This window comes from Streptomyces sp. NPDC085481, from assembly GCF_044541845.1.
Classification (GTDB): Bacteria; Actinomycetota; Actinomycetes; order Streptomycetales; family Streptomycetaceae; genus Streptomyces.
Genome location: NZ_JBITTJ010000007.1, coordinates 26074 through 46117 on the forward strand (window position 1 = coordinate 26074; position 20044 = coordinate 46117).

Below are 20044 nucleotides of genomic sequence, written 5' to 3' on the forward strand. Positions count from 1 at the left end.
GGCTGGACGGCACGACCCGGCTGAGGGCATGACCGTGCCCCGGTGGCGGGGGACGGCGCACCGGGGCACGGAACTCGGGGTGGTACGGGGGTCAGCCCGCCCGGAAGAGACGGCCGTGCCGGTCGTCCCCCCGCTCGCCCGCCGCGCGCAGGCCGTACCACAGCACGGACTGGTTGGCGGTGACGACGGGCACGTCGAGGGCCGCCTCCAGGACGGGCACCAGTGACTGGCTGCGGAAGCCGCTGCCGGGCACCAGGACCCCGTCCGCCCGCCCGCCGGTCGCCTCGAACGCGGCGACGGCCTGCCGGCGCACCTCCTCGGCGTCGATCGCCCAACGGGCGCCCTCGTCAAAGGCGTTGTACGGCGCGATGTGCGCCCACTCGGGGCCGAGCTCGAAGGGGTGGACGAACACCTCCTCGACGCCGTGCGCCGTCAGGTACGCCTCCGCGGCGCGGTGCGTCGGCGGGGTGAACCAGGGCGGCATCACCACCAGCGGGCGCCGCACGTCCAAGGCCGCCAGGGCCTCGGTGAGAGCCTGGCCCGAGGTGTAGACGGGCGTGCCGTGGGAGTGTGCGAGCGCCGCCTCGGCGAACTCGGCGTCGAAGCCGTCGCCGCCGAAGAAGCTGGGGGAGCCGAAGCAGAAGGCGATCCGGTCGACTTCGAGGCGGCCGAGGAAGTCGAGCGAGCGCCGGACGTCGGGCGCGTCCGCGAGCAGCTTCGCCGTGCTTCCCGTGTACTCGCTGTCGTCGAGCCGCGGGCACTCGAAGCGGGCCGTGTGGACGCTGGTGCCCTCGGGCGCCGTCCGCCAGATCTCCGTCTCCGGTACGGGGTCGTTGTGGATGACCAGGATCCCCAGGCGGGTCATGCGGCGGAGTCCTTTCCGCGCAGGCCCGCGAAGCCCCGCCAGCCCCACAGCGCGCCGACGGCGGCGATGGCCGCGGCGAGCAGGAAGCCGGGCAGGAAGCGGGAGTCGGCCGGCTGGTCGCCGAGCAGGATGACGAGGACGGCGACGCCGAGCGCTCCGCCCGCGTACTGACTGGTCGTCATCAGGGCGCCCGCGACACCCTGGTTGGCGTCCTCGACGTCACGGGTGCCCCCGACGAACATCGAGGTGTAGATCATGCCGTGGCCCAGGCCCGAGACGATCAGGCCGGGCAGCATGCCGGTCCAGTACGAGGTCTGGTGGACGCCCAGGGCGAGCAGCACCAGGCCGGCCGCGCCGACCGCGAAGGCCAGCGGCGTGCTCACGCCTACCCCGACCTTGGGGATGATCTTTCCGGCGATCATGTTGCCGAGGGTGATGCACACCGCGAGCGGCAGGAAGGCGATGCCCGCGGCGAGCGGTGCCATGTCGCGGTTCTCCTGGAGGAACAGCGTCACCATGTAGAACTCCACACCGGCGACGCTGGCCATGTAGAGGGCCGTCGCCCCGCAGCCGACGAGCAGGGTGCGGGTGCCGCGCAGGGACCGCTCGATCAGCGGCACCGCGCTGGTGCGCTCCCGCACCACGAACACGGCGAGGCAGATCACGGCCGCGGCGAAGGCGATCAGGGTGGAGGCCGCTCCCCAGCCCTCGCCCGCGGCGAGGGTCAGCCCGAAGACCGAGGCGAGGACGGTGGCCGTGCACACGATGGCGCTGAGCACGTTGAGCGGCTTGGCCGTGCGGACGTCAGCCTGGGCGAGGAAGCGGGGCGCCGCCAGGATGCAGACGAGCGCGAACGGCAGGTTGATGAAGAAGGTCCAGCGCCAGGACAGGGTGGTCAGCAGACCGCCCACGACGACGCCCGCGGCGAGTCCGCTGGCTCCTACCGTGCCCCACACCGCCATGGCGCGGGTGCGCTCCCGGCCGGCCTCGAAGCTGGTGTTCAACAGGGCGAGGATGGAGGGCTGCAGGGTGGCGGCGGCGATGCCCTGGGCGGCGCGGGCGAGCAGCAGTACCACAGCGCCGGACGCGAGGCCGCCGGCGAGGGAGGCCAGGCCGAACAGGGCGAGCGCGGCGACGAACAGGGTGCGCGGGCCGAGCCGGTCGGCGAGCCGGCCGCCGACGATGAGGAAGCCGGCGAAGAACACGCTGTAGGCGCTGACCACCCACTGCATGGCCGAGCCGGACAGGTGCAGGTCGGAGCTCATGCTCGGCATCGCGACGAAGATGACCGAGAAGTCCAGCGCGATCAGGAACTGCGCGGCGGAGATGGTCAGCAGGCTGCCGGTGACGCTCCGCTTTCCGGTGGAGGTGAGTGTGGCTGTCATGTCCCCTGGTCTCTACGGGTCTACTTGGGAGCGGGCAGGCTCGGAGCGGGCGTACTCGCCGCGGGCAGCGTGCCGAGGATCTCGTCGAGGGCGCCGACCGAGTGGGCGATGGTGTGCGCCCCCGCCTCGTTGAGGGCCTCCTCGCCGGCGACGCCGTACGTGACGCCGACGGCGCGCATGCCGGCCGAGCGGGCCATCCGCATGTCGTCGACGGCGTCCCCGACCACCACGCAGGCCTCCGGGCCCAGGCCGAGCCGCTCGGCGGCCAGGAGCGCGAGGTCGGGGTGGGGCTTGCCGCGGTCCGCCATGCCGTGGCAGACGACGGTGTGGAACAGGTCGTAGAGCCCGGCGGGCCTGAGGAGTTCCTCCGCGCTGGGCCGGATCTTGCTGGTGACGATGGCGATCCGGTGGCCCTCGCCGCGCAGCCGGTCGAGGAGTTCGGGCACGCCGGGGAAGACCAGCTCGCGGGCGCGCGGCACGGCCTGCTCGCGGAACAGGTGGCGGAAGAGGCTGACGGCGGCCTGCACCTCGGCGTGGTCCTCCGGAAGCTCCGTCAACTGGGCGAAGGAGGCGGCCAGTGGCCGGCCGATGGTGGCCCGCACCCGGTCGTCGGAAGCGCTGCGGCCCCGTTCGGCGAGGGTGGCGTGCAGGGTGTCGGCGATGGCGGACGGCGTGTCGAGCAGGGTGCCGTCCAGGTCGAAGAGAACGGCGCTCATGCCGCGGCCTCCTTGGCCAGGTGGCCGGCGAACTCGGCGGCCAGCGCGGTGGTCGACTTGAGCACCGACCGGTTGGCGGCGGCGGTGCGGCCCTCGGTGGCCTCGGCGATGGCCTTCAGGAGGTACGGGGTGACGGCCGGGCCGGTGACGCCTTCGCGCGCGGCACGCTCGGTGGCCGCGGCGAGTGCGTCGGCGACCTCCTGGGAGGGGATGCCGTCGTCCTCGGCGATCGGGTGGGTGACGAGGACGCTGGTGTCGTTGCCGGACCGCCAGTGGGCCCAGGTGGCGCGGGCGATGTCGCCCAGGTCGTCCAGGCGGTGCGGGTTGCGCACGCCGCTGGAGACGGAGAAGTAGGCGGGGAAGTCGTCGCAGCGGTAGCCGATGACGGGGATGCCCGCGGTCTCCAGCCACTCGAGGGTCCACTGGGGGTGCAGCATCGACTTCGCCCCGGCGCACACGACCGCGGTCCGCGAGCGGGTGAACTGGACGAGGTCGGTCGAGATGTCGTAGCTGGCGGGGGCGTCACGGTGGACGCCGCCGATGCCGGCGACGGCGAAGACGCGGATCCCGGCCAGTTCGGCGGCCAGGAGCGACGACGAGACGGTGGTGCCGCCGGCGCCGCCGCCGGCCAGGGTGAGACCGATGTCGCGAAGGGAGACCTTCGGCACCTTCCCGTACGAGCAGAACCGCTGGAGCACCTCGTCGTCCATGCCGACGAGGAGCTTGCCGTCCAGCAGGGCGATCCGGGCGGGGACGGCGCCCTGGGCGCGGATTCCGGCGTCCATCTCCTGGGCCAGGGCCAGGTTGTCGGGGTGCGGGAAGCCGGACAGGACGGAGGATTCCAGAGCCACGACGGGTCTGCCGCTGTCCAGGGCCTCCGACACCTCCTCGCCGAGTGCGAGCAGAGTCGGGTCGAATGCAGGCGCACGGTAGTGCGAGGAGGTAGTCACGAGTGTCCCCTTGTGTTGCGTGTGCTGTGCTGTGCTGTCCTTCTGGTGGAGCTGGTGGAGCTGGTGGAGCTGGTGGAGCTGGTGGAGCTGGTGAAGCGGGTGGAACGGGTAGAGCAGGTGGTGCCGTTGCCGCGGGTCAGTTGCAGCCGCTTCCGTCGGCGCGACAGACGACGCCGTCGAGCGTGACCGACTCGGCGAGCCTGGCCTGCTCGTCGAGCACCGCCCTGCGCAGCTGCGCCGTGCTCGGTACGCCCTCCAGACGGGTGTCGCCGACGAGGATCGTCGGGACGGCCTGGACACGGTGGGCTTCGGCCTCCCGCAGGGCGTCCTGGTGGCGCTCGTAGTACGTGCCGTCCTCGAGGGCCTTGCGGTACGTCGGCCCGTCGAGGCCGATCTCCTCCGCGAGGGCCACCAGTACGTCCAGCTGTCCGAGGTCCTGGTTCTCCTGGAAGAAGGCCTGGAACATGCGGTGGTTGTAGGCGTCGCCCAGGCCGTGCTCGAGCGCGAACTGCCAGCCCTCGAAGGCCAGTCGGGTGTAGGGCTGCGGCGAGACCGTGGGCAGGGTGATGTCCACGCCCAGGCGACGGGCCATCGGGTAGACGGCGCGCTTCCAGATCTCGGGCAGGTAGGGGTCCTCCGGGCGGAGGGTGGGCTTGGGCTCGGCGCGCAGCTCGAACGGCATCCACTCGATCTCGACGTCGAGGCCCTCGACGGCCTCCTCCAGCGGTCCCTCCGCCAGCATGCAGAAGGGGCACACGTAGTCGGACCAGACCTTGATCTTCACCTTGTCGGTGCTCACTGGTGGACGCTCCTTCGGTTGGCCAGGTACTCCTGGAACGGCACCTCGTGCCCCTCGACCGGCAGGTGAGTGGTCTTGATGCCCCACTCGGTCGGGTCGGCGCGGTAGATGCGGTACGAGCCGGCGTAGTCGAAGCCGTACTGGGCCGCGGTCCCGCGGTCGGCGGCGTACACGATGTGCTCGACACCGAAGTAGAGGGCGACCTGGTAACACAGGGCGCACGGCTCGCCGGAGGCGATCAGGGTCGCCCCGTGGACGGCGAACGCGCCGTGCTGCTTGGTGGCGTTGCGCAGGGCGACCACCTCCGCGTGGGCGGAGGCGTCGCGGTCCTCGCGCACGCGGTTGAAACCGGTCCCCAGGACCCGGCCGTCGTGGCGGACCACGATGCCGGAGAAGGGGATGCCGCCGGCGGCGACGTGTTCGCGGCTGATCCGGACTGCTTCTTCCACCTGCTTGGTCAGGTGGTCCTTGGCTGCGGTCGTCATGGCACGGACCTCAGACGGAGGTCACACGCAGGATGATCGCGCCGCCGATGATGGACGCGAAGGACAGCAGCCGGGCGAGGGTGATCTTCTCCTTGAAGATGATGGCGCCGAAGATCACGGTGCCGACGCCGCCGATGCCGGTCCAGATCGTGTAGCCGACCGAGACGTCCAGGTCGAGCAGGGCGCGGGACAGGGTGTAGATGCCGCCGGCCGCGGCGAGCAGGGTGAGCACGCTGGGCCACAGGCGGGTGAAGCCCTTCGTGGCGTTGGTGCCGAGCGCGAAGAGGATCTCGAAGACGATGGCGATACCGAGGAAGACCCAGGTCATGGGAAGCGGCTCTCTCTACTGGTGGAAGGGGGAGGGGGAGGGGGAGAGGGGTCGGACCGGGGAGGGAGGTCAGACCGTGGCCTTGGCGCGCTCTTCGGCGACGCGCTCCTCGGCGACCTTCTTGTTCGCGGCGATCTTGTCGGTGATCCGCAGCGCGGTGCCACCGCCGATGATCAGGACGAAGGCCAGGACCTTCCAGACGGTCATGGGCTCGTCGTAGATCAGGGTGCCGAAGATGACTGTGCCGACACCGCCGATGCCGGCCCAGACGGTGTAGCCGACGCCGACGTCGACGTACTTGAGTGCCTGCGACAGCGTGAAGATGCCGCAGGCGGCGGCAGCGGCCGTCAGCAGCGAGGGGCCGAGGCGGGTGAAGGCGTGGGTGGCCTCGGTGGAGAGGGCGAAGGTGATCTCGAACAGAGACGAGAACAGCAGCCAGGCCCAGCCGATGTTCTGGTTCTTCTGTGTCTCTTCGGCGGACACTAGAGCCTCCATTGTTGTTTGTGCGTGCAAGTTCTATAGGACCATGAAGGGCCTAAGTTCGCACGGGGTTAGCTCGGATCTTGCATGGTCATATAACCTGTTGTCAAACCCCCTTCAGAGGAGAGGTACATGAACAACGCCACCACCACGGCACCCGCACCCACCTCGGACCAGGCCGTCTGGGACCGGGTGCTCACCCTGCACGCCCGTGTGGAGCGGGAGCTCGCCAACGCGCTCCAGCGCCGGCACGGCATCGGTCTGTCGGAGTACCGCGCCCTGGAGAACCTCTCCGCCTCGCCCACGAGCGAGCTCCGCATGCAGGAGCTCGCCGACAAGATCGGCCTGGGGCAGTCCTCGGTCACGCGTCTCGTCGAGCGGCTCAAAGGAGCTGGTTACGCCTTCAAGGACCTGTGTCCCTCGGACAAGCGCGGGGTCTACGCGGTGATCACCGACGAGGGCCGGGACCGCTATGTGGCCGCCCGCGCCACCTACGCCGAGGTCCTCTCCGGGGCCCTCAACTCCCAGGGGGCGGACCCTGCGCTCGCGGCCACGGTGGCCTCGCTGCGCAGCGCCCGCCCCGTGTAATTCCGCTCCACCCAGCACACCCCCGTCCCCACGGCCGTCGCCTCCTCACCGTCTCCATCCGCCGGAGACGGAAGGGCGCGGCCTTTTTGCGTTCACGCGGCCGCAGCACGCCTTTAATGATCTTGACGTAGGTTGTTAGTTGCATGTACAAGTGGTGACCTAGGTCACAACGCGACCGGTCGGTATATGCTTGACCCTGCATGGAACTTCGGTAGTGTCTGGTTCGGCGCAGATCGGTTCGAACATGAATCGAACGGTGCTTGGCCCAGTCTTTTCCAGACCATGCGGGGGAAACGTGCCATCGCCCAGCCTTGCCCAGAACATCGCCGCACACGCCGGGCGGCGACCGTCTTTAACGGCTCTCGTACTCAACCAGGAGCAGGTGACCTACGGTGAACTGGCCGACCAGGTGTCGCACTTGTCGCGGCAGCTCAAGGCCGCTGAACTCCCGGCCGGCCGGCCGGTGTGCATACCGGCCCGGAAGGACCCGGCGACCATCGCCCTGATGCTCGCCGCGTTCACCGAGCCCCTGATCGTCCTCGCCCCTTCCGTCGAACTCGGCGACGACGCCCTCGACCGGATCTGCCGCCAGGCGCGGGTCTCGGCGAAGCTCTCGGTCACCGCCGGGGGCGGCCTCGACATCCGGCCCGTACCCGCGGACGAGAGTGCCGCGGAGGGCTTCGCCCGGCCCACGACCGACACGACCCGGCTGTTGCTGACCACCTCCGGGTCCACCGGCACCCCCAAACTGGTGCCGATCGGCACCGACGCCTTCGACGCCTTCGCCGCGTGGGCGACGGAAGAGTTCCGGATCACCGCCGAGGACAGCTCCCTGTCCTACGCTCCGCTCAACTTCGACCTGGCCCTGCTCGATGTGTGGACCTTCCTCGGTGCCGGAGCCCGGGTGGTCCTCGTCGACCGCGAGAAGGCCACCGACGCCCCCCACCTGAAGAGCCTGGTCTCCGAGGGTGAGGTCACCTTCGTCCAGGGCGTCCCGCTGCTCTACCGCCTCCTGACCGAAGGCGCAGAGGGCTCCGAGGGGCGCTTCGGAAAGGTGCGCGAGGCCGTCTTCACCGGGGACAAGACACCCCTGGATCTCCTGAAGCGTGCCGAAGAATCGTTTCCTCTTGCACGTTTCCACAACGTGTACGGGTGCACGGAGACCAACGACAGCTTCATCCACCCCGTCGACCCCGGCACCGCCGAAGGGGTCGTCCCCATCGGCCGCCCGCTGGCCGGAGTCGAGGCCGACGTCCTCGACGACGACGGCCGGCCGCTGACCGGCCCCGGCACCGGCGAACTCGTCGTCCGCACGCCCTTCCAGACCCAGGGCTACCTCCAGCAGTCGCTGAACCCCGACGTGTTCATCGACCGCGACGGCCGGACCTTCTACCGGACCGGCGACATCGTCACCCGGGACGCCGAGGGCCGCTACGTCCTCGAAGGACGTTCCGACTGGCAGGTCAAGGTGCGCGGCGTGCGCACCAACCTCCAGGAGGTCGAGGCCGTCCTCGCGCAGCACCCCGACGTCGAGGAGGCGGCCGTCGTCGCGCTCCCGGACGTCGAAGCGGGAGTGCGCCTGCACGCCCGCATCACCAAGCGGGCCGGAGCCGGCCTCAACTCCCTGAAGATCCGCTCGTACGCGGGCCAGAACCTGCCCCGCCACGCCATCCCGTCCAGCGTTCGCATCAGCGAGATCCCCCTGCCGCGCACGTCGACCGGCAAGCCGGACCGCAACAAGATCAAGGAGGAGACAAGCGCATGACCGCCGCACCCACCCGTGACATCGCCGGAGAGATCCGCGCCCACTTGCTCGACACCTACCTCAAGGGCGAGGAAGTCACCGCGGAAGACCTGCCCGGCGACTACGAGTTGATCGAGTCCGGTGTGGTCGACTCGCTGGGCCTGGTGAAGCTCATCCAGTACATCGCCACCACCTACGGCGTGCCCGTCGACGACATCGAGATCGGGCCGGACAACTTCCGCACGATCGACGCGATCACGAAGACGATCCGCGACAACACCTCCCACTGAACAGTCCCTTCTCCCAGAGGAGTCACGCCATGTTCACTCGCACGCTCGAGGACGTCACGCCGGTCGAGTGGGGCAACGGCACCAGCCACCGCCTGCTGACCGAGGCCGACAAGATGGGCTTCACCGTCTGCAAGACCCTGGTACGCAAGGGCACCAACTCCGCCCTCCAGTACCGCAACCACCTCGAGGCCTGCTACTGCATCGCAGGCTCGGGCGCGGTCGTGCACAAGGACGGCACCGTCTTCAAGATCACCGAGGGCACGATCTACGTCCTCGACGAGCACGACCCGCACTACCTCATAGCCTCCGAGCACGAGGACCTGCACCTCATCTCGGTCTTCAACCCGCCGCTGACGGGCGAGGAGAAGCACAGACTCTCCGAGGACGGCTTCTCCCAGTACTGAGCCGCACCCACGGTCCCGGCCGGGCCGCACCCACCCCGAGCACGGCCCGGCCGGGCCCGCCCGCCTGCCCGCACCAGGAAGGAAGACCGTGACCGCCGAAGTACTGCCGCCCCTGACCGACCGGGACGGCCCGCTCACCGACCTCGTCGCCCCCTATGCCTCCGTCCTCAACGCCGACCTCGCGGAACTGGACGCCGGCGCCGTGTTCTCCCGTACCAAATGGCAGGCGATCAGGGACAGCGGAATCCTGCGCACCCCCTTCAAGGAGGAGCACGGCGGCGCCGGTCGCAGCTTCACCGAGACCATGACGGCCCTGCAGGGCCTCGGCTACCACTGCCGCGACGCCGGGATCGCGTTCTCCACCTCGACGCAGATCGTGTCCCTGGCCACGCCCCTGGAGAAGTTCGGCTCCGCCGAGCTGAAGGCCCGCTACCTGCCGCGCATCCTGTCCGGCGAGGCCGTCACCGCGCACGCCATCACCGAGGAGTCCGGCGGCTCCGACGCCATGAACATCGCCACCGTCGCCGTCCGCGAGGACGACCACTACGTGATCGACGGCGGCAAGATGTTCATCACCAACGCGCCGGTCGCCGACCTCTTCCTGCTGTACGTGCGCACCGGCAAGCCCGGCCCCTTCGGCCTGACCTGCCTGCTCGTCGAACGCGACACCCCCGGTCTGGAGATCGGCGAGCCCATGGACAAGCTGGGCCTGCGCACGTCCCCGATCGGCCGGCTCACCTTCGACCGGCTGCGCGTCCCGGTGACCCAGCGGGTCGGCGCGGAGGGCGGCGGCTTCCTCGTCCTGGACTACGTGATGAAGCGCGAGATCCTCTACGCTTTCTCCATCACCCTCGGCGAGATGCGCCACCGCCTCGACACCGTCACCCGCTTCGCCAAGGAGCGCACCCAGTTCGGGCAGCCCATCGCGAACTACCAGGCCATCAGCCACAAGATCGTCGACATGCGGATCGCCGTCGAGACGGCCGCGAAGTGGCTCGCCGACACCGGGGCCAAGGCCGAGCGCGGCGAGGACATCTCGCTCGACCTGGCCTCCACCAAGATCGTCGTCTCCGAGGCCAACGTGAAGACCGCCCTGGAGGCCGTCCAGATCCACGGCGGCCGCGGCGTCCTCACGGAGTTCGGCATCGAGCGAGACCTGCGCAACTCCATCGCCGGAACCATCTACTCGGGCAGCAGCGAGATCCAGCGCAACCGCATGGCCGCCCTCCTCGGACTCTGAGCTAGGAGCTCTCCCGACATGAGCATCGCCCTCGACGAACTGCACACCCTGACCAAGCCCACGGACTTCCTCGACCACGAGTCCGACGAGGTCCAGAACTTCGTGGACTCCGTCGTCAAGGACCGGGCCGCCGACCGGCGCGAGAACGCCGTGAAGCTCTACTACGCCGTCCGTGACGGCCTCGACTACGAGGTCTACGACACCGACCTCAGCCCCGAGGGACTGCGGGCCTCCTCCATCCTCAAGGCCGGCCAGGGCTTCTGCCTGCACAAGTCGGTCGTCTACGCCGCGGCCGTCCGCGCGCTCGGCATTCCGTCCAAGCTGGTGTACGGCGACGTGCGCAACCACCTCGCCAGCCCGCGGCTGATCGCCCACATCGGCGGCGACGTGTTCTTCCACGGCCTCACCCAGGTCTACCTGGACGGCCAGTGGGTGAAGGCCACCCCGGTCTTCAACAAGCTGCTCTGCCGGCTGTACGGCATGGAGGCCCTGGAGTTCGACGGCACCGCCGACTCCCTCTACCACCCGTACGCGGGCCAGGACGGCAAGGGCGCCATGGAGTTCCTCAAGGACCACGGCTCCTACGACGACGTCCCGTACGACTTCGTCATCTCCACCATGCGGGCCAAGCACCCCAACTTCCTCAGCGGTGAGGGCACCGGCACCGTCAAGGGCGGCTCGCTGGCCGCCGAGGCCGACTCCACCGACGCCCCCGCCACCGACTCGACCGCCGGCAGATAAGGACACGTGAGCATGAGCAGCAGCATCACCTCGCCGGCCGACGGCTGGGACGCCACCACCCGTATCGGCGTCGTCGTCCCCTCGGCCGACGTCGGCCCCGAGGCCGAACTCCGGGCCGTCGCCCCCGCGTCGGTGTCGGTCCACGCCTCCCGCATCGACTTCGGCGGCATGCTGCCCGGCGGACACATGGTCGCGGAGAAGATCCCCCAGGACCCCATCGCGGCGTTCGTCGAGCCCCCGGCCGTCGACAACGCCGTCAAGCTCCTGGCCGACTCGCCGCTGCACGCACTCGTGCTCGGCTTCACCAGCTCCTCGTACGTCCTTGGCGCTGACGGCGAGCAGGCCCTCTACGAGCGGCTCGCCCCGGTCACCCGCGGCATCCCGATCACCGGCACCGCCAGGGCCGCCGTCGCCGGCTTCCGCGCGCTCGGCGCGCAGCGGATCGCGATCGTCAACCCGCCCTGGTTCGACGACAAGCTGTCCACGCAGGGCCAGGAGTACTTCGAGTCCCAGGGCCTCACCGTCGTCCACCACGGCCCCGTCGGACTCCCCTCCGAGCAGACGGCCATCACCCCGCAGAACCTGTCGGAGTGGATCCGCACCACCGTCGCCGACGCCGAGCCCGAGGCGATCCTCGTCGCCGGAAACGGCATCCGCGCCGTCGGCACCATCAAGGGCCTGGAGAGCGAGCTCGGCTTCCACGTCCTGACCGCCAACCAGGTCGTCCTGTGGCACGCCCTCCACCTCGCGGGCGCCGCCAGGACCGCGCAGTCGATCACCGACTACGGCCGTCTCTTCCACGCCGTCCCGAAGGAAGCGTGAGCCGCATGCTGCCCGCCGACGGCTACGTCGCCGTGTTCACCACCCCCGAGGGCGACGTCTACCGCACCCCACTGGTGTGCTGGCGCGAGGACGGCCCGAACGTCTACGGAGTGACCCTCCACAAGGGCGGTCTGCGCCGGGCCGAGGAGCTCCCCGGCTTCACCCGCTACGCGCCCAGGCCCGACTGCTCCTGCAACGCCGCCGAGTCGGCACTCGGCAGGCAGCTCGCGAGCCGGTAGGTACGGTCCCCGGTGACGGGGTCGGTGCAAAGGTCCCGTACCTGCCAGAAGGCCCGCCCTCTCCTCCACCGCAGTGGGGGAGAGGGCGGGCCGCACCACGTCGGGATCAGGCCAGGTCGGTCAGTTCCTCCGCGTAGACCTGCGACAGCGGCTGCGGTCCCACGTACTGCTGGCAGTTGCACTGACCCGCCTCGTACCGCACCGGCTTCCTGTTCTCGTCCCAGGCCGTCGGCACCTCGACCCGCTCGTGGCAGCGGCCCTGCTTGTCGTGCTTGGCCAGATGGTGCGTGCACCCGCACACCGGCTCGGGCGACCTGGTGGCCGCCTCCAGGGCCAGCCGCTCCTGCTTCGCCGCCTCCAGCAGCTCCATCCTGCGTTCGTGCCGGTGCTTCAGCGCCGTACGGACGTTGTCGGCCGCCCATGCGAAGCCGCCGGTCCAGAACAGGATGAGGATCACCCAGATCCAGTTCACGTGCCGCTCCTTCCCCCGATTCCCGCGTCACGCTCTCCGCGCAGTCTGGGTCGCCCGGGTGAGCCGGGCGAGAGCCGCGGTCCCGGTGGCTTCCGGGGCGTCCGCGCGTAGACTCCGAGAGGGCACGGGAGGTCGATTTGACCGGTTCGGCAGGACCCGAGCGGGCGTCCGGCGGCACCTGGGCGGAGTCCGGGTTCGCCGGTCTCGCCGCAGAGAACCGGCGGCTGCGCGCCGAGCTCGCCCGCCGGCACCTGACCGACCTCGCCACCGGCGTCCTCGCCGCCCAGCTGGGCCTGTCCACGGTCGACGCGAGCGAGCACCTCCAGGCCCTCGCGGCGGCGACCGGACTGTCGGCGCAGGACCTCGCGGCGGACGTCCTGAACGCCGTCGGCGCGCCCGCAGACCCGCTCGCCGTCCCGGACGACCTCCCACCCCCACTGGCCCGCGGGCTGCGCCGTGCCGCGGCGGCGGCCGAGACCGCCGACAGCGTCGGGGAAGGGGCGCGCACGCTCCTGGAAGGCGGGCTCGCACCGCTCGGCGCGGACAGCCTGTGGCTGTGGCGGTGCGCCGAGTCCGGAGGCCTGCGGCTCGCCGGGCACGCCGGGGTCGGGGCGACGGAGGCGGCGGCCTGGCAGTGGATCCCGCCGGCCGCCCCGGGCCCGCTGCGCGCCGCCCTGGCCGACAACGCCCCCGTATGGCTCAACGGCACCGAAGCCGCGCCGGGGGCGGGGCCCGGCCGGGCCGACGCCCCCCGGCCACCGGGAGCCGCGCAGGACCAGGACGACGCCATCGAGCTGCCCGGGGCCGGGCCCGGCGCCGCGCGGGCGGTGCTGCCGCTGCGCCGGCGCGGCACGACGGTCGGCGTCGCGCTGGTGGGCTGGCCGGGACCGGCGGAGCTCGACGGGCCGGTGCGGCGGGCCGTCGCCGGGCTGATGGACGTGGCCGTCGCCGTCCTCGACCGGCCGGACCAGGACCAGCCGGCCACCCCGGTCCTGGTGGACCTCCTCGACGGCCTCGCCCACCCCGCGGCCCTGCTGCGCACCAGCCCCACGACCGGCGCCCCCCTCCTGGAGCACGCCAACGAGGAGGCCGCCGCGGCACTCGGCGGCGTGCTCCCCGCCGATGACCGTTCGCTGCCCCGGGCCTTCCCGCTGGTCCACGGCGAGCTGGCCCGGCTGGTCCGCAGGGCCCGCCACACCCGCCACCCCCAGCGCGCCGCCCGGCTCCCCGCGGCGGTGCAGCCCGGTGCGGCGCCCGGCCCGCTCCTGGACGTGCGGGTCGTCCCCGCCGGGGAGGACCGGACCGTGCTCCTGTGGCACACCGTCTCCGACCCCGGCCTCGCGACCGGCCGCGCGGTCTCCCGGCTGCAGAGCGTCGCCACCTTCCAGGACAGCCTGACCGGCGGCGACACGGTGTGGTCGGAGCAGGCGTACGGCATGTTCGGGATGTCCCGCGACGAGGCGCCGCTGCCCCTGCTCGCGCTCCGCGGGCGGATCCACCGCGAGGACGGCGAGGCCCTGACCCAGCTGCTCAGGGCGCTGACCGAACGCAGGTCGGGCGCCCAGACGGTGCTGCGGATCGTGCTCTCCGACGGGTCGGTCCGCCATGTGCGGGTGGCGGCGGAACCGCTGCTCGAAGGGGAGACCGTCACCGGCTTCGTCGGCGTGTACCAGGACGTGTCGGCGACCCGGCGCACCGAGCTCGCCCTGACGGCGACCTTCGACCACCTCAACGCGGTCCGCACCCAGGCCGAGACCCGCCACCAGCTCGCCCTCCAGCTCCAGCAGGCGATCGTGCCCGAGGTCACGGCCCTGCGGGAGCTGCCCGGCGGCCTCGCGGTCGCCGCCCGCTACCGGCCGGCCGCCGAGGAGTACCAGGTCGGCGGCGACTGGTACGACGTCCTCCCGCTCCCCGGTGGCAAGGTCCTGCTGGCCGTCGGCGACATCGCCGGGCACGGCATCGACACTGTCACGGGCATGGTCACCCTGCGCAACGCCCAGCGGGCCCTCGCCTTCACCGGCCGGTCGCCCCGGCAGCTCATGGGCTGGCTCAACGACGTCACCCTGCGCACCGGCGGCGGGGCCACCGCGACGGCCGTGTGCGCGCTGTACGACCCCGAGGACGGCGGCCTCGTCTGGTCGAGCGCGGGCCACCTGCCGATGCTGCTCGTCCGGGACGGCCGGGCGCGACTCCTGGAACCGCCGCAGGACATCCTGCTGGGGGCGGTGCCCTCGTACGCGTACGAGGAACGGCGGACGCAACTGCGGCCGGGCGACACCCTGCTGCTCTACACCGACGGCCTGGTCGAGCGGCGCCACGACGGCCTGGGCACGGGGCTCGCCCGGCTGGTCTCCGCGGCGGAGCAACTGGCCGGCCGCGAGGGCCTGGAAATCCTGGTGGACGGCCTCCTCGCCACGGCGATGGGGGACACCGACGACGACACGAGCATCATCGCCGTGCGGGTGGGCGAATCGGGCGACAGCGGTACGGCGGACGGAGCCTGACGCCTCGTCACCTCTCCAGCCGGCTCCGGATCCTGACCATCAGCTCCGCCTCGTCCACCGGTTTCGCGAGGTAGTCGTCCGCACCCGCCGCCAACGCCCGCGAGCGGTCGCCGGGCATCGCCTTCGCCGTCACGACGATGACCGGCAGGTGCGCCCGGCCCGGGAGGCGCCGGATCTCCTCGATCGCCCGGTAGCCGTCCATCCCGGCCATCATGATGTCCATCAGCACCAGCCGGACCTCCTCGTGCCCGGCCAGCAGCTCGATCGCGCGACGGCCGCCGTCGGCGGTCAGCACCCGCAGACCGTTGGTCTGGAGTACCTGGGTGAGGGCGAAGACGTTACGGGTGTCGTCGTCCACGACGAGCACGGTGGCGCCCTCCGCCACCGTGCCCCGCTCGCCGCCGGCCGCCCCCTCCAGGGCGCCGGCCGCCCGGGCGCCGGCGACCCCGGGCGGGCCCGTGTCCGCGGCTTCGTCCGGCGCCGCGCGCTCGGGGAGGTGGAAGGTGAAGCGGCTGCCCCGGCCGGGCGTGCTCTCGACCTCGACGGTGCCGCCGAGGAGGGTGGCGACCTCCCGGCTGATCGACAGGCCGAGGCCGGTCCCGCCGTACTCACGGGAGGTGGTGCCGTCGCCCTGCTGGAAGGCGTCGAAGATGTGCCGCAGGCGGTCGGCGGGGATGCCGACCCCGGTGTCGGCGACGCGGAAGGCCAGCACCGGCCGGCCGTCGCGCAGCGCCGCGGGGATCTCGTCGGCGGGCGTGTGCTCGACGGTGAGCGAGACCCGGCCCTCCTCGGTGAACTTCAGCGCGTTGGACAGCAGGTTGCGCAGCACCTGGCGCAGCCGGGCCTCGTCGGTGGTGAGGTACTCGGGTACGTCGGGGGCCACCGTGACGGTGAAGTCGAGGCCCCGCTCGTCGGCGACCGGCCCGAAGGTCGTCCCCAGGTACTCCAGGAGCTGGGACAGCGCGAACGGCTCGCGCCGCACCTCCATCTTGCCCGCCTCCACCTTGGACAGGTCGAGGATGTCGTTGATCAGCTGGAGCAGGTCGGAGCCCGCCGAGTGGATGACCTCCGCGTAGTCGACCTGCTTCTCGGTGAGGTTGCCCTCGGGGTTCTGGGCGAGCAGCCGGGCCAGGATGAGCAGGCTGTTGAGCGGGGTGCGCAGCTCGTGGCTCATGTTGGCCAGGAACTCGGACTTGTACATCGAGGTCCGTGACAGCTGCTGGGCCCGGGTCTCCAGCTCCTGCCGGGCCTGCTCGATGACCCGGTTCTTCGACTCGATGTCCTTGTTGCGCTCGGCGAGCAGGGCGGCCTGCTCCTGCAGTTCGGCGTTGGAGCGCTGGAGTTCGCGCTGCCGGGCCTGCAACTCCTGGGTGCGCGAGCGCAGTTCGTCGGCGAGGCTGCGCGACTGGGCGAGCAGCTCGTCGGTGCGGAGGTTGGCCACCAGGGAGCTGAGGACGGCGCCGGCGCTCGTGACGAACCGGTCGAGGAAATCGCGGTGCAGCGCGGTGAAGGGCCGCAGGGAGGCGAGTTCGACGGCGCCGAGCACCTGGTCCTCGACCACGATCGGCAGTACGACCAGGGCGGCGGGCTCGCCGGAGCCGACGGCCGAGGAGACCGTCGCGTACCCCTCGGGCACCGGATCGACGAGCAGGGTGCGACGGTCGTGGGCGGCCTGCCCCACGAGCCCCTCGCCGACCCGGAACCGGCGCGGCGGATCCGTGCCGACCGGCAGCCCGTACGAGGCGGCCACGACGAGCACAGGCCCGTCCTGCGCGTCCTCCTCGGCGACGAGGAAGGCCCCGTACTGCGCCGAGACCAGCGGGGGCACCTCGGCCATGGTGAGCTCGGCGATCTCCGGCAGGGAGCGGGTGCCCTGCAGCAGCGCGGTGATCCGGGCGAGGTTCGTCTGCAGCCAGTCCTGCTCCTCGTTGGCCCGGGTGGTGGCGCGCAGCGACTCGACCATCGCGTTGATGTTGTCGCGCAGCTCGCCGACCTCGCCGGGGGCGTCGACGGTGATGGAACGGGTGAGGTCGCCCTCGGCGACGGCGCTGGTGACCTTCGCGATGGCCCGGACCTGTCGGGTCAGGTTGCCGGCCAGCTCGTTGACGTTCTCGGTGAGCCGCATCCAGGTGCCCGAGACGCCCTCGACCTCCGCCTGGCCGCCGAGCTTCCCCTCCGTGCCCACCTCGCGGGCCACCCGGGTCACCTCGGCCGCGAACGAGGACAGCTGGTCGACCATGGTGTTGATGGTGGTCTTGAGCTCCAGGATCTCGCCCCGGGCCGACACGTCGATCCGGCTGGTCAGGTCGCCCTGCGCGACGGATGTGGTGACCTGGGCGATGTTGCGGACCTGGTTGGTCAGGTTGTCGGCCATGGAGTTGACGTTGTCCGTGAGGTCCTTCCAGGTGCCGGAGACCCCGCCGACCCTGGCCTGGCCGCCGAGCTTGCCCTCCGTACCGACCTCGCGGGCCACCCGGGTGACCTCCTCGGCGAACGACGAGAGCCGGTCGACCATCGTGTTGATGGTCTCCTTCAGCTCGAGGATCTCGCCGCGCGCGTCCACCCGGATCTTCTGCGTGAGGTCGCCGCGGGCCACGGCCGTGGCGACCTGGGCGATGGAGCGCACCTGGGAGGTGAGGTTGTCGGCCATGGTGTTCACGCCCGTGGTCAGCTCGCGCCACACGCCGCTCGCCCGCGGCTGGCGCACCCGGCCGCCGAGCAGCCCCTGGCCGCCCACCTCGCCGGCGACGCGGGTGACCTCCGAGGTCAGCAGGGAGAGCCGGTCGACCGTGTCGTTGTAGACGGCCGCGATCTCGCCCAGGACGCCGTCGGATCCCTCGGCGAGCCGCACCGAGAGATCCCCGTCCCGGACGGCGGTGAGACCGGCGAGCAAGCGCCGGAGACCGTCCTCGCCGGGCGATTCACCGGCGCTCCGGGCCGCTGTGCTGCGCTCTGCCATGAGGGACCTCGCGGGAAGGGGCCCGACCGGACGGGCGCCCCACGCATCCACTCTAGGCCGTGTCCTCCGGATCAGCCCGACTCGGCCTCGCGGGGCCCTCCGGGCGCACCCGCACCTCGAACCACACCGTCTTGCCCGCGCGGCCCCGGGGCACCGAGCCCCAGCGGGCCGCCAGCCGCTGGAGCAGATAGAGGCCGTGCCCAGAGGGGCGGTTCGCATGGTGGCGGCCGTGCGGGCGGGGGCGTACCGGGCTGGTGTCGCTGACCTGGACCCACAGCGCCCCCTCGCGCCGGTCGAGCCGCAGCTCGTACGGGACACCGCCGTGCGTGTACGCGTTGGTGACGACCTCCGAGACCAGCAGCAGGGCGTCCTCCGCGGCCTCCTGCTCCGGCCCGCCCGCATCGCCGAACCACTCCCGCAGCGCCCTGCGCGTGACGTCGCGGCACTCCGTCACCACTCCCGGGCCGTCCGTGAGCTCGTACAGCAACGAGCCGGTGGTCGCCAGCTCCTCTCGCATGGCCATATGCTGCGCCTTTCCGCCGCGAGCCGTGTCAAACGCACCCGGGGCGGGAATCCTTCCCTCAGGACGCTCGACCGACGGACCGCGCCGCATGCCCCTTGAGCGCGGCGCAGGCCCATCGCCACCGTCGAAGGAGCCTCAGCCTCATGTACACGTCCGAGATCCGTTCCCCGGGGGCCGCGATGCGCCGTGCGGCGCTGGACGGGCTGCCCGAGATCGACCGGCCGACCCAGGTCTCCACGGACGAGGCCCAGACGCTGTCCGCCGCGCTCCTCGCCCGGCTGCGGGAGCTCGAGGAGGGCACGCCCGAGTACGCCTACGTCCGCAACACCCTGGTCGAGCTCAACCTCAGCCTCGTGAAGTTCGCCGCCCGCCGGTTCAGGAACCGCGCCGAGCCGGCCGAGGACATCGTCCAGGTCGGCACGATCGGCCTCATCAAGGCGATCGACCGCTTCGACGCCTCGCGTGGCATCGAGTTCTCGGCCTTCGCGCTGCCGACCGTGGTCGGCGAGATGAAGCGGTTCTTCCGTGACACCAGCTGGGCCGTACGGGTCCCCCGGCGGCTCCAGGAGCTGCGCATCGACATGGCCAGGTCGGTCGACCTGCTCGAACAGCGGCTCGGCCACCGCCCCACCCGCGCCGAACTCGCGGAGCAGCTGCACGTGCCGGAGGACCGCGTGGCCGAGGGCGAACTCGCGGCCCGCGGCTACACCGCCCGCTCCCTCGAGGGCGCCCTCGCGGACGACACCGAGCCCCCGCGCACCTATCTGCGGCACCTCGCCGAGGCGGAGGCCTCGTACGAGCTCATCGAGGACTTCGAGTCGCTGAAACCGCTCATCGCCCGCCTGGACGCGCGGGACCGCGAGATCCTGTCCCTGCGCTTCGGCGAGGAACTCACCCAGGCCCAGATCGGCGAGCGGCTCGGCCTCTCCCAGATGCACATCTCCCGCCTGCTCAACCGGATCCTCGGCGAGCTCAGAGCGGGTCTCCTGGACGACGCCGCAGCCACGGCGAACGGGACGGCCGGCTGACCTCCAGCCACACCACCTTGCCCGGGGAGCCGTCGGGTTTCGGCTCCGAGCCCCAGGCGCCGGCAAGCCGGCCGAGCACCATCAGCCCGTGACCACCGGGCAGCGCGGGCGATCGCGGGGCGCCGGCCTTGGGATGCTCGGGGTTCGCGTCGGACACCTCCACCCGCAGCTGCCCGTGCGCGTGCCGCAGCACCAGCTCCTGGGGTCCGCCGGCGTGCAGACAGGCGTTGGTGACGACCTCGGAGACCAGCAGCAGCACGTCGTCCGCGCGCTCCCGGGCCTCCTCGCTCCGCGCGGGCAACCAGCCCCAGTCGGCCAGCGCCACCGCGGTGAAGTCACGACAGCGGGTCACCGCACCGCCCGTGCCGTCCAGTACCAGGCGCCTGACCTGGGCTTCGGCGTCCTTGCTCGTCATCGTCCCTCCGCCGCCCGCGCGGCCACCGTGCGGCCGAGCGTACGGCCTTCGCGTCTACGGCTGTGAG

22 protein-coding genes are annotated in these 20044 nt (G+C 71.6%); 10 read left to right on the plus strand and 12 right to left on the minus strand.

The annotated features are described in order from the left end of the window. Positions 1-91 precede the first annotated feature (91 nt). The 8 genes from ACIGEZ_RS16645 to ACIGEZ_RS16680 form a co-directional block, all read right to left on the minus strand. Positions 92-865: a hypothetical protein gene (locus ACIGEZ_RS16645; protein ID WP_399831529.1), complete on the minus strand. Its 774-nt coding sequence runs from the start codon at positions 863-865 to the stop codon at positions 92-94. Then, positions 862-2250: an MFS transporter gene (locus ACIGEZ_RS16650; protein ID WP_399831531.1), complete on the minus strand. Its 1389-nt coding sequence runs from the start codon at positions 2248-2250 to the stop codon at positions 862-864. Before ACIGEZ_RS16650 ends, ACIGEZ_RS16645 begins: the two co-directional genes overlap by 4 nt. A 20-nt stretch (positions 2251-2270) precedes the next feature. Next, positions 2271-2966: an HAD family hydrolase gene (locus ACIGEZ_RS16655; protein ID WP_399831533.1), complete on the minus strand. Its 696-nt coding sequence runs from the start codon at positions 2964-2966 to the stop codon at positions 2271-2273. Further along, a complete protein-coding gene (locus ACIGEZ_RS16660; RefSeq protein WP_399831535.1) occupies positions 2963-3916 on the minus strand; it encodes a pseudouridine-5'-phosphate glycosidase in 954 nt (317 codons plus the stop codon). Before ACIGEZ_RS16660 ends, ACIGEZ_RS16655 begins: the two co-directional genes overlap by 4 nt. A gap of 136 nt (positions 3917-4052) precedes the next feature. Next, positions 4053-4715: a DsbA family protein gene (locus ACIGEZ_RS16665; protein ID WP_399831537.1), complete on the minus strand. Its 663-nt coding sequence runs from the start codon at positions 4713-4715 to the stop codon at positions 4053-4055. Then, positions 4712-5200: a nucleoside deaminase gene (locus ACIGEZ_RS16670; RefSeq protein ID WP_399831539.1), complete on the minus strand. Its 489-nt coding sequence runs from the start codon at positions 5198-5200 to the stop codon at positions 4712-4714. The genes ACIGEZ_RS16665 and ACIGEZ_RS16670 overlap by 4 nt, the downstream gene beginning before the upstream one ends. Positions 5201-5210: 10 nt before the next feature. Continuing rightward, positions 5211-5528 carry a DMT family transporter gene (locus ACIGEZ_RS16675; protein ID WP_399831541.1) on the minus strand — a complete coding sequence of 106 codons (318 nt, stop codon included), beginning with the start codon at positions 5526-5528 and terminating at the stop codon, positions 5211-5213. A 69-nt stretch (positions 5529-5597) separates the two neighbouring features. Next, positions 5598-6011 (minus strand): DMT family transporter, encoded by a 414-nt coding sequence (locus tag ACIGEZ_RS16680; RefSeq protein ID WP_399831543.1) that lies wholly within the window; start codon positions 6009-6011, stop codon positions 5598-5600. Between the two features lie 129 nt (positions 6012-6140). On the opposite strand from ACIGEZ_RS16680, the gene ACIGEZ_RS16685 reads away from it, so the two are divergent. The 8 genes from ACIGEZ_RS16685 (at position 6141) to ACIGEZ_RS16720 (ending at position 12076) form a co-directional block, all read left to right on the plus strand. Further along, positions 6141-6596: a MarR family winged helix-turn-helix transcriptional regulator gene (locus ACIGEZ_RS16685; RefSeq protein WP_399831546.1), complete on the plus strand. Its 456-nt coding sequence runs from the start codon at positions 6141-6143 to the stop codon at positions 6594-6596. A gap of 295 nt (positions 6597-6891) precedes the next feature. Beyond that, positions 6892-8361: an AMP-binding protein gene (locus tag ACIGEZ_RS16690; protein ID WP_399831548.1), complete on the plus strand. Its 1470-nt coding sequence runs from the start codon at positions 6892-6894 to the stop codon at positions 8359-8361. Next, positions 8358-8630, plus strand: coding sequence for an acyl carrier protein (locus ACIGEZ_RS16695; RefSeq protein ID WP_399831550.1), 273 nt, complete (start codon positions 8358-8360; stop codon positions 8628-8630). Before ACIGEZ_RS16690 ends, ACIGEZ_RS16695 begins: the two co-directional genes overlap by 4 nt. Before the next feature lie 29 nt (positions 8631-8659). Further along, entirely contained in the window at positions 8660-9034 is a 375-nt protein-coding gene (locus ACIGEZ_RS16700; protein ID WP_382549117.1) for an ectoine synthase, read from the plus strand. A gap of 88 nt (positions 9035-9122) precedes the next feature. Then, positions 9123-10274: an acyl-CoA dehydrogenase family protein gene (locus ACIGEZ_RS16705; RefSeq protein ID WP_399831552.1), complete on the plus strand. Its 1152-nt coding sequence runs from the start codon at positions 9123-9125 to the stop codon at positions 10272-10274. Positions 10275-10292: 18 nt separating this feature from the next. Next, positions 10293-11015, plus strand: coding sequence for a transglutaminase family protein (locus ACIGEZ_RS16710; RefSeq protein ID WP_399831554.1), 723 nt, complete (start codon positions 10293-10295; stop codon positions 11013-11015). Positions 11016-11027: 12 nt separating this feature from the next. Next, on the plus strand, positions 11028-11837 hold the full coding sequence (locus tag ACIGEZ_RS16715) for a maleate cis-trans isomerase (RefSeq protein WP_399831556.1): 810 nt from the start codon (positions 11028-11030) through the stop codon (positions 11835-11837). Positions 11838-11842: 5 nt separating this feature from the next. After that, entirely contained in the window at positions 11843-12076 is a 234-nt protein-coding gene (locus ACIGEZ_RS16720) for a DUF6253 family protein (RefSeq protein WP_399832129.1), read from the plus strand. Between the two features lie 106 nt (positions 12077-12182). Here ACIGEZ_RS16720 and ACIGEZ_RS16725 read toward each other — a convergent pair whose 3' ends face one another. Beyond that, entirely contained in the window at positions 12183-12548 is a 366-nt protein-coding gene (locus ACIGEZ_RS16725; RefSeq protein ID WP_399831558.1) for a hypothetical protein, read from the minus strand. Positions 12549-12685: 137 nt separating this feature from the next. Here ACIGEZ_RS16725 and ACIGEZ_RS16730 point away from each other — a divergent pair, with 137 nt between their 5' ends. Continuing rightward, positions 12686-15052, plus strand: coding sequence for a SpoIIE family protein phosphatase (locus tag ACIGEZ_RS16730; RefSeq protein WP_399831560.1), 2367 nt, complete (start codon positions 12686-12688; stop codon positions 15050-15052). A 7-nt stretch (positions 15053-15059) separates the two neighbouring features. Here the strand turns inward: ACIGEZ_RS16730 and ACIGEZ_RS16735 are convergent, their stop codons facing one another. Further along, positions 15060-18011, minus strand: coding sequence for a HAMP domain-containing protein (locus tag ACIGEZ_RS16735; protein WP_399831562.1), 2952 nt, complete (start codon positions 18009-18011; stop codon positions 15060-15062). A 52-nt stretch (positions 18012-18063) separates the two neighbouring features. Further along, the gene (locus tag ACIGEZ_RS16740; RefSeq protein ID WP_399831564.1) at positions 18064-18528 is read right to left on the minus strand and encodes an ATP-binding protein; all 465 of its coding nucleotides are present in this window, start codon (positions 18526-18528) and stop codon (positions 18064-18066) included. 149 nt (positions 18529-18677) lie between these two features. Here ACIGEZ_RS16740 and ACIGEZ_RS16745 point away from each other — a divergent pair, with 149 nt between their 5' ends. Then, entirely contained in the window at positions 18678-19562 is an 885-nt protein-coding gene (locus tag ACIGEZ_RS16745; RefSeq protein ID WP_399831566.1) for a SigB/SigF/SigG family RNA polymerase sigma factor, read from the plus strand. Here the strand turns inward: ACIGEZ_RS16745 and ACIGEZ_RS16750 are convergent. Then, positions 19507-19977, minus strand: coding sequence for an ATP-binding protein (locus ACIGEZ_RS16750; protein ID WP_399831568.1), 471 nt, complete (start codon positions 19975-19977; stop codon positions 19507-19509). The genes ACIGEZ_RS16745 and ACIGEZ_RS16750 overlap by 56 nt on opposite strands. Positions 19978-20044: the final 67 nt, after the last annotated feature.

Coding starts and splice junctions, on each gene's coding strand:
- ACIGEZ_RS16715 (WP_399831556.1), top strand. CDS start 11,028: ATGAGCAGCAGCATCACCTCGCCGGCCGACGGCTGGGACGCCACCACC.
- ACIGEZ_RS16655 (WP_399831533.1), bottom strand. CDS start 2,966: ATGAGCGCCGTTCTCTTCGACCTGGACGGCACCCTGCTCGACACGCCG.
- ACIGEZ_RS16670 (WP_399831539.1), bottom strand. CDS start 5,200: ATGACGACCGCAGCCAAGGACCACCTGACCAAGCAGGTGGAAGAAGCA.
- ACIGEZ_RS16685 (WP_399831546.1), top strand. CDS start 6,141: ATGAACAACGCCACCACCACGGCACCCGCACCCACCTCGGACCAGGCC.
- ACIGEZ_RS16740 (WP_399831564.1), bottom strand. CDS start 18,528: ATGCGAGAGGAGCTGGCGACCACCGGCTCGTTGCTGTACGAGCTCACG.
- ACIGEZ_RS16650 (WP_399831531.1), bottom strand. CDS start 2,250: ATGACAGCCACACTCACCTCCACCGGAAAGCGGAGCGTCACCGGCAGC.
- ACIGEZ_RS16745 (WP_399831566.1), top strand. CDS start 18,678: ATGTACACGTCCGAGATCCGTTCCCCGGGGGCCGCGATGCGCCGTGCG.
- ACIGEZ_RS16695 (WP_399831550.1), top strand. CDS start 8,358: ATGACCGCCGCACCCACCCGTGACATCGCCGGAGAGATCCGCGCCCAC.
- ACIGEZ_RS16675 (WP_399831541.1), bottom strand. CDS start 5,528: ATGACCTGGGTCTTCCTCGGTATCGCCATCGTCTTCGAGATCCTCTTC.
- ACIGEZ_RS16700 (WP_382549117.1), top strand. CDS start 8,660: ATGTTCACTCGCACGCTCGAGGACGTCACGCCGGTCGAGTGGGGCAAC.
- ACIGEZ_RS16735 (WP_399831562.1), bottom strand. CDS start 18,011: ATGGCAGAGCGCAGCACAGCGGCCCGGAGCGCCGGTGAATCGCCCGGC.
- ACIGEZ_RS16750 (WP_399831568.1), bottom strand. CDS start 19,977: ATGACGAGCAAGGACGCCGAAGCCCAGGTCAGGCGCCTGGTACTGGAC.
- ACIGEZ_RS16720 (WP_399832129.1), top strand. CDS start 11,843: ATGCTGCCCGCCGACGGCTACGTCGCCGTGTTCACCACCCCCGAGGGC.
- ACIGEZ_RS16710 (WP_399831554.1), top strand. CDS start 10,293: ATGAGCATCGCCCTCGACGAACTGCACACCCTGACCAAGCCCACGGAC.
- ACIGEZ_RS16645 (WP_399831529.1), bottom strand. CDS start 865: ATGACCCGCCTGGGGATCCTGGTCATCCACAACGACCCCGTACCGGAG.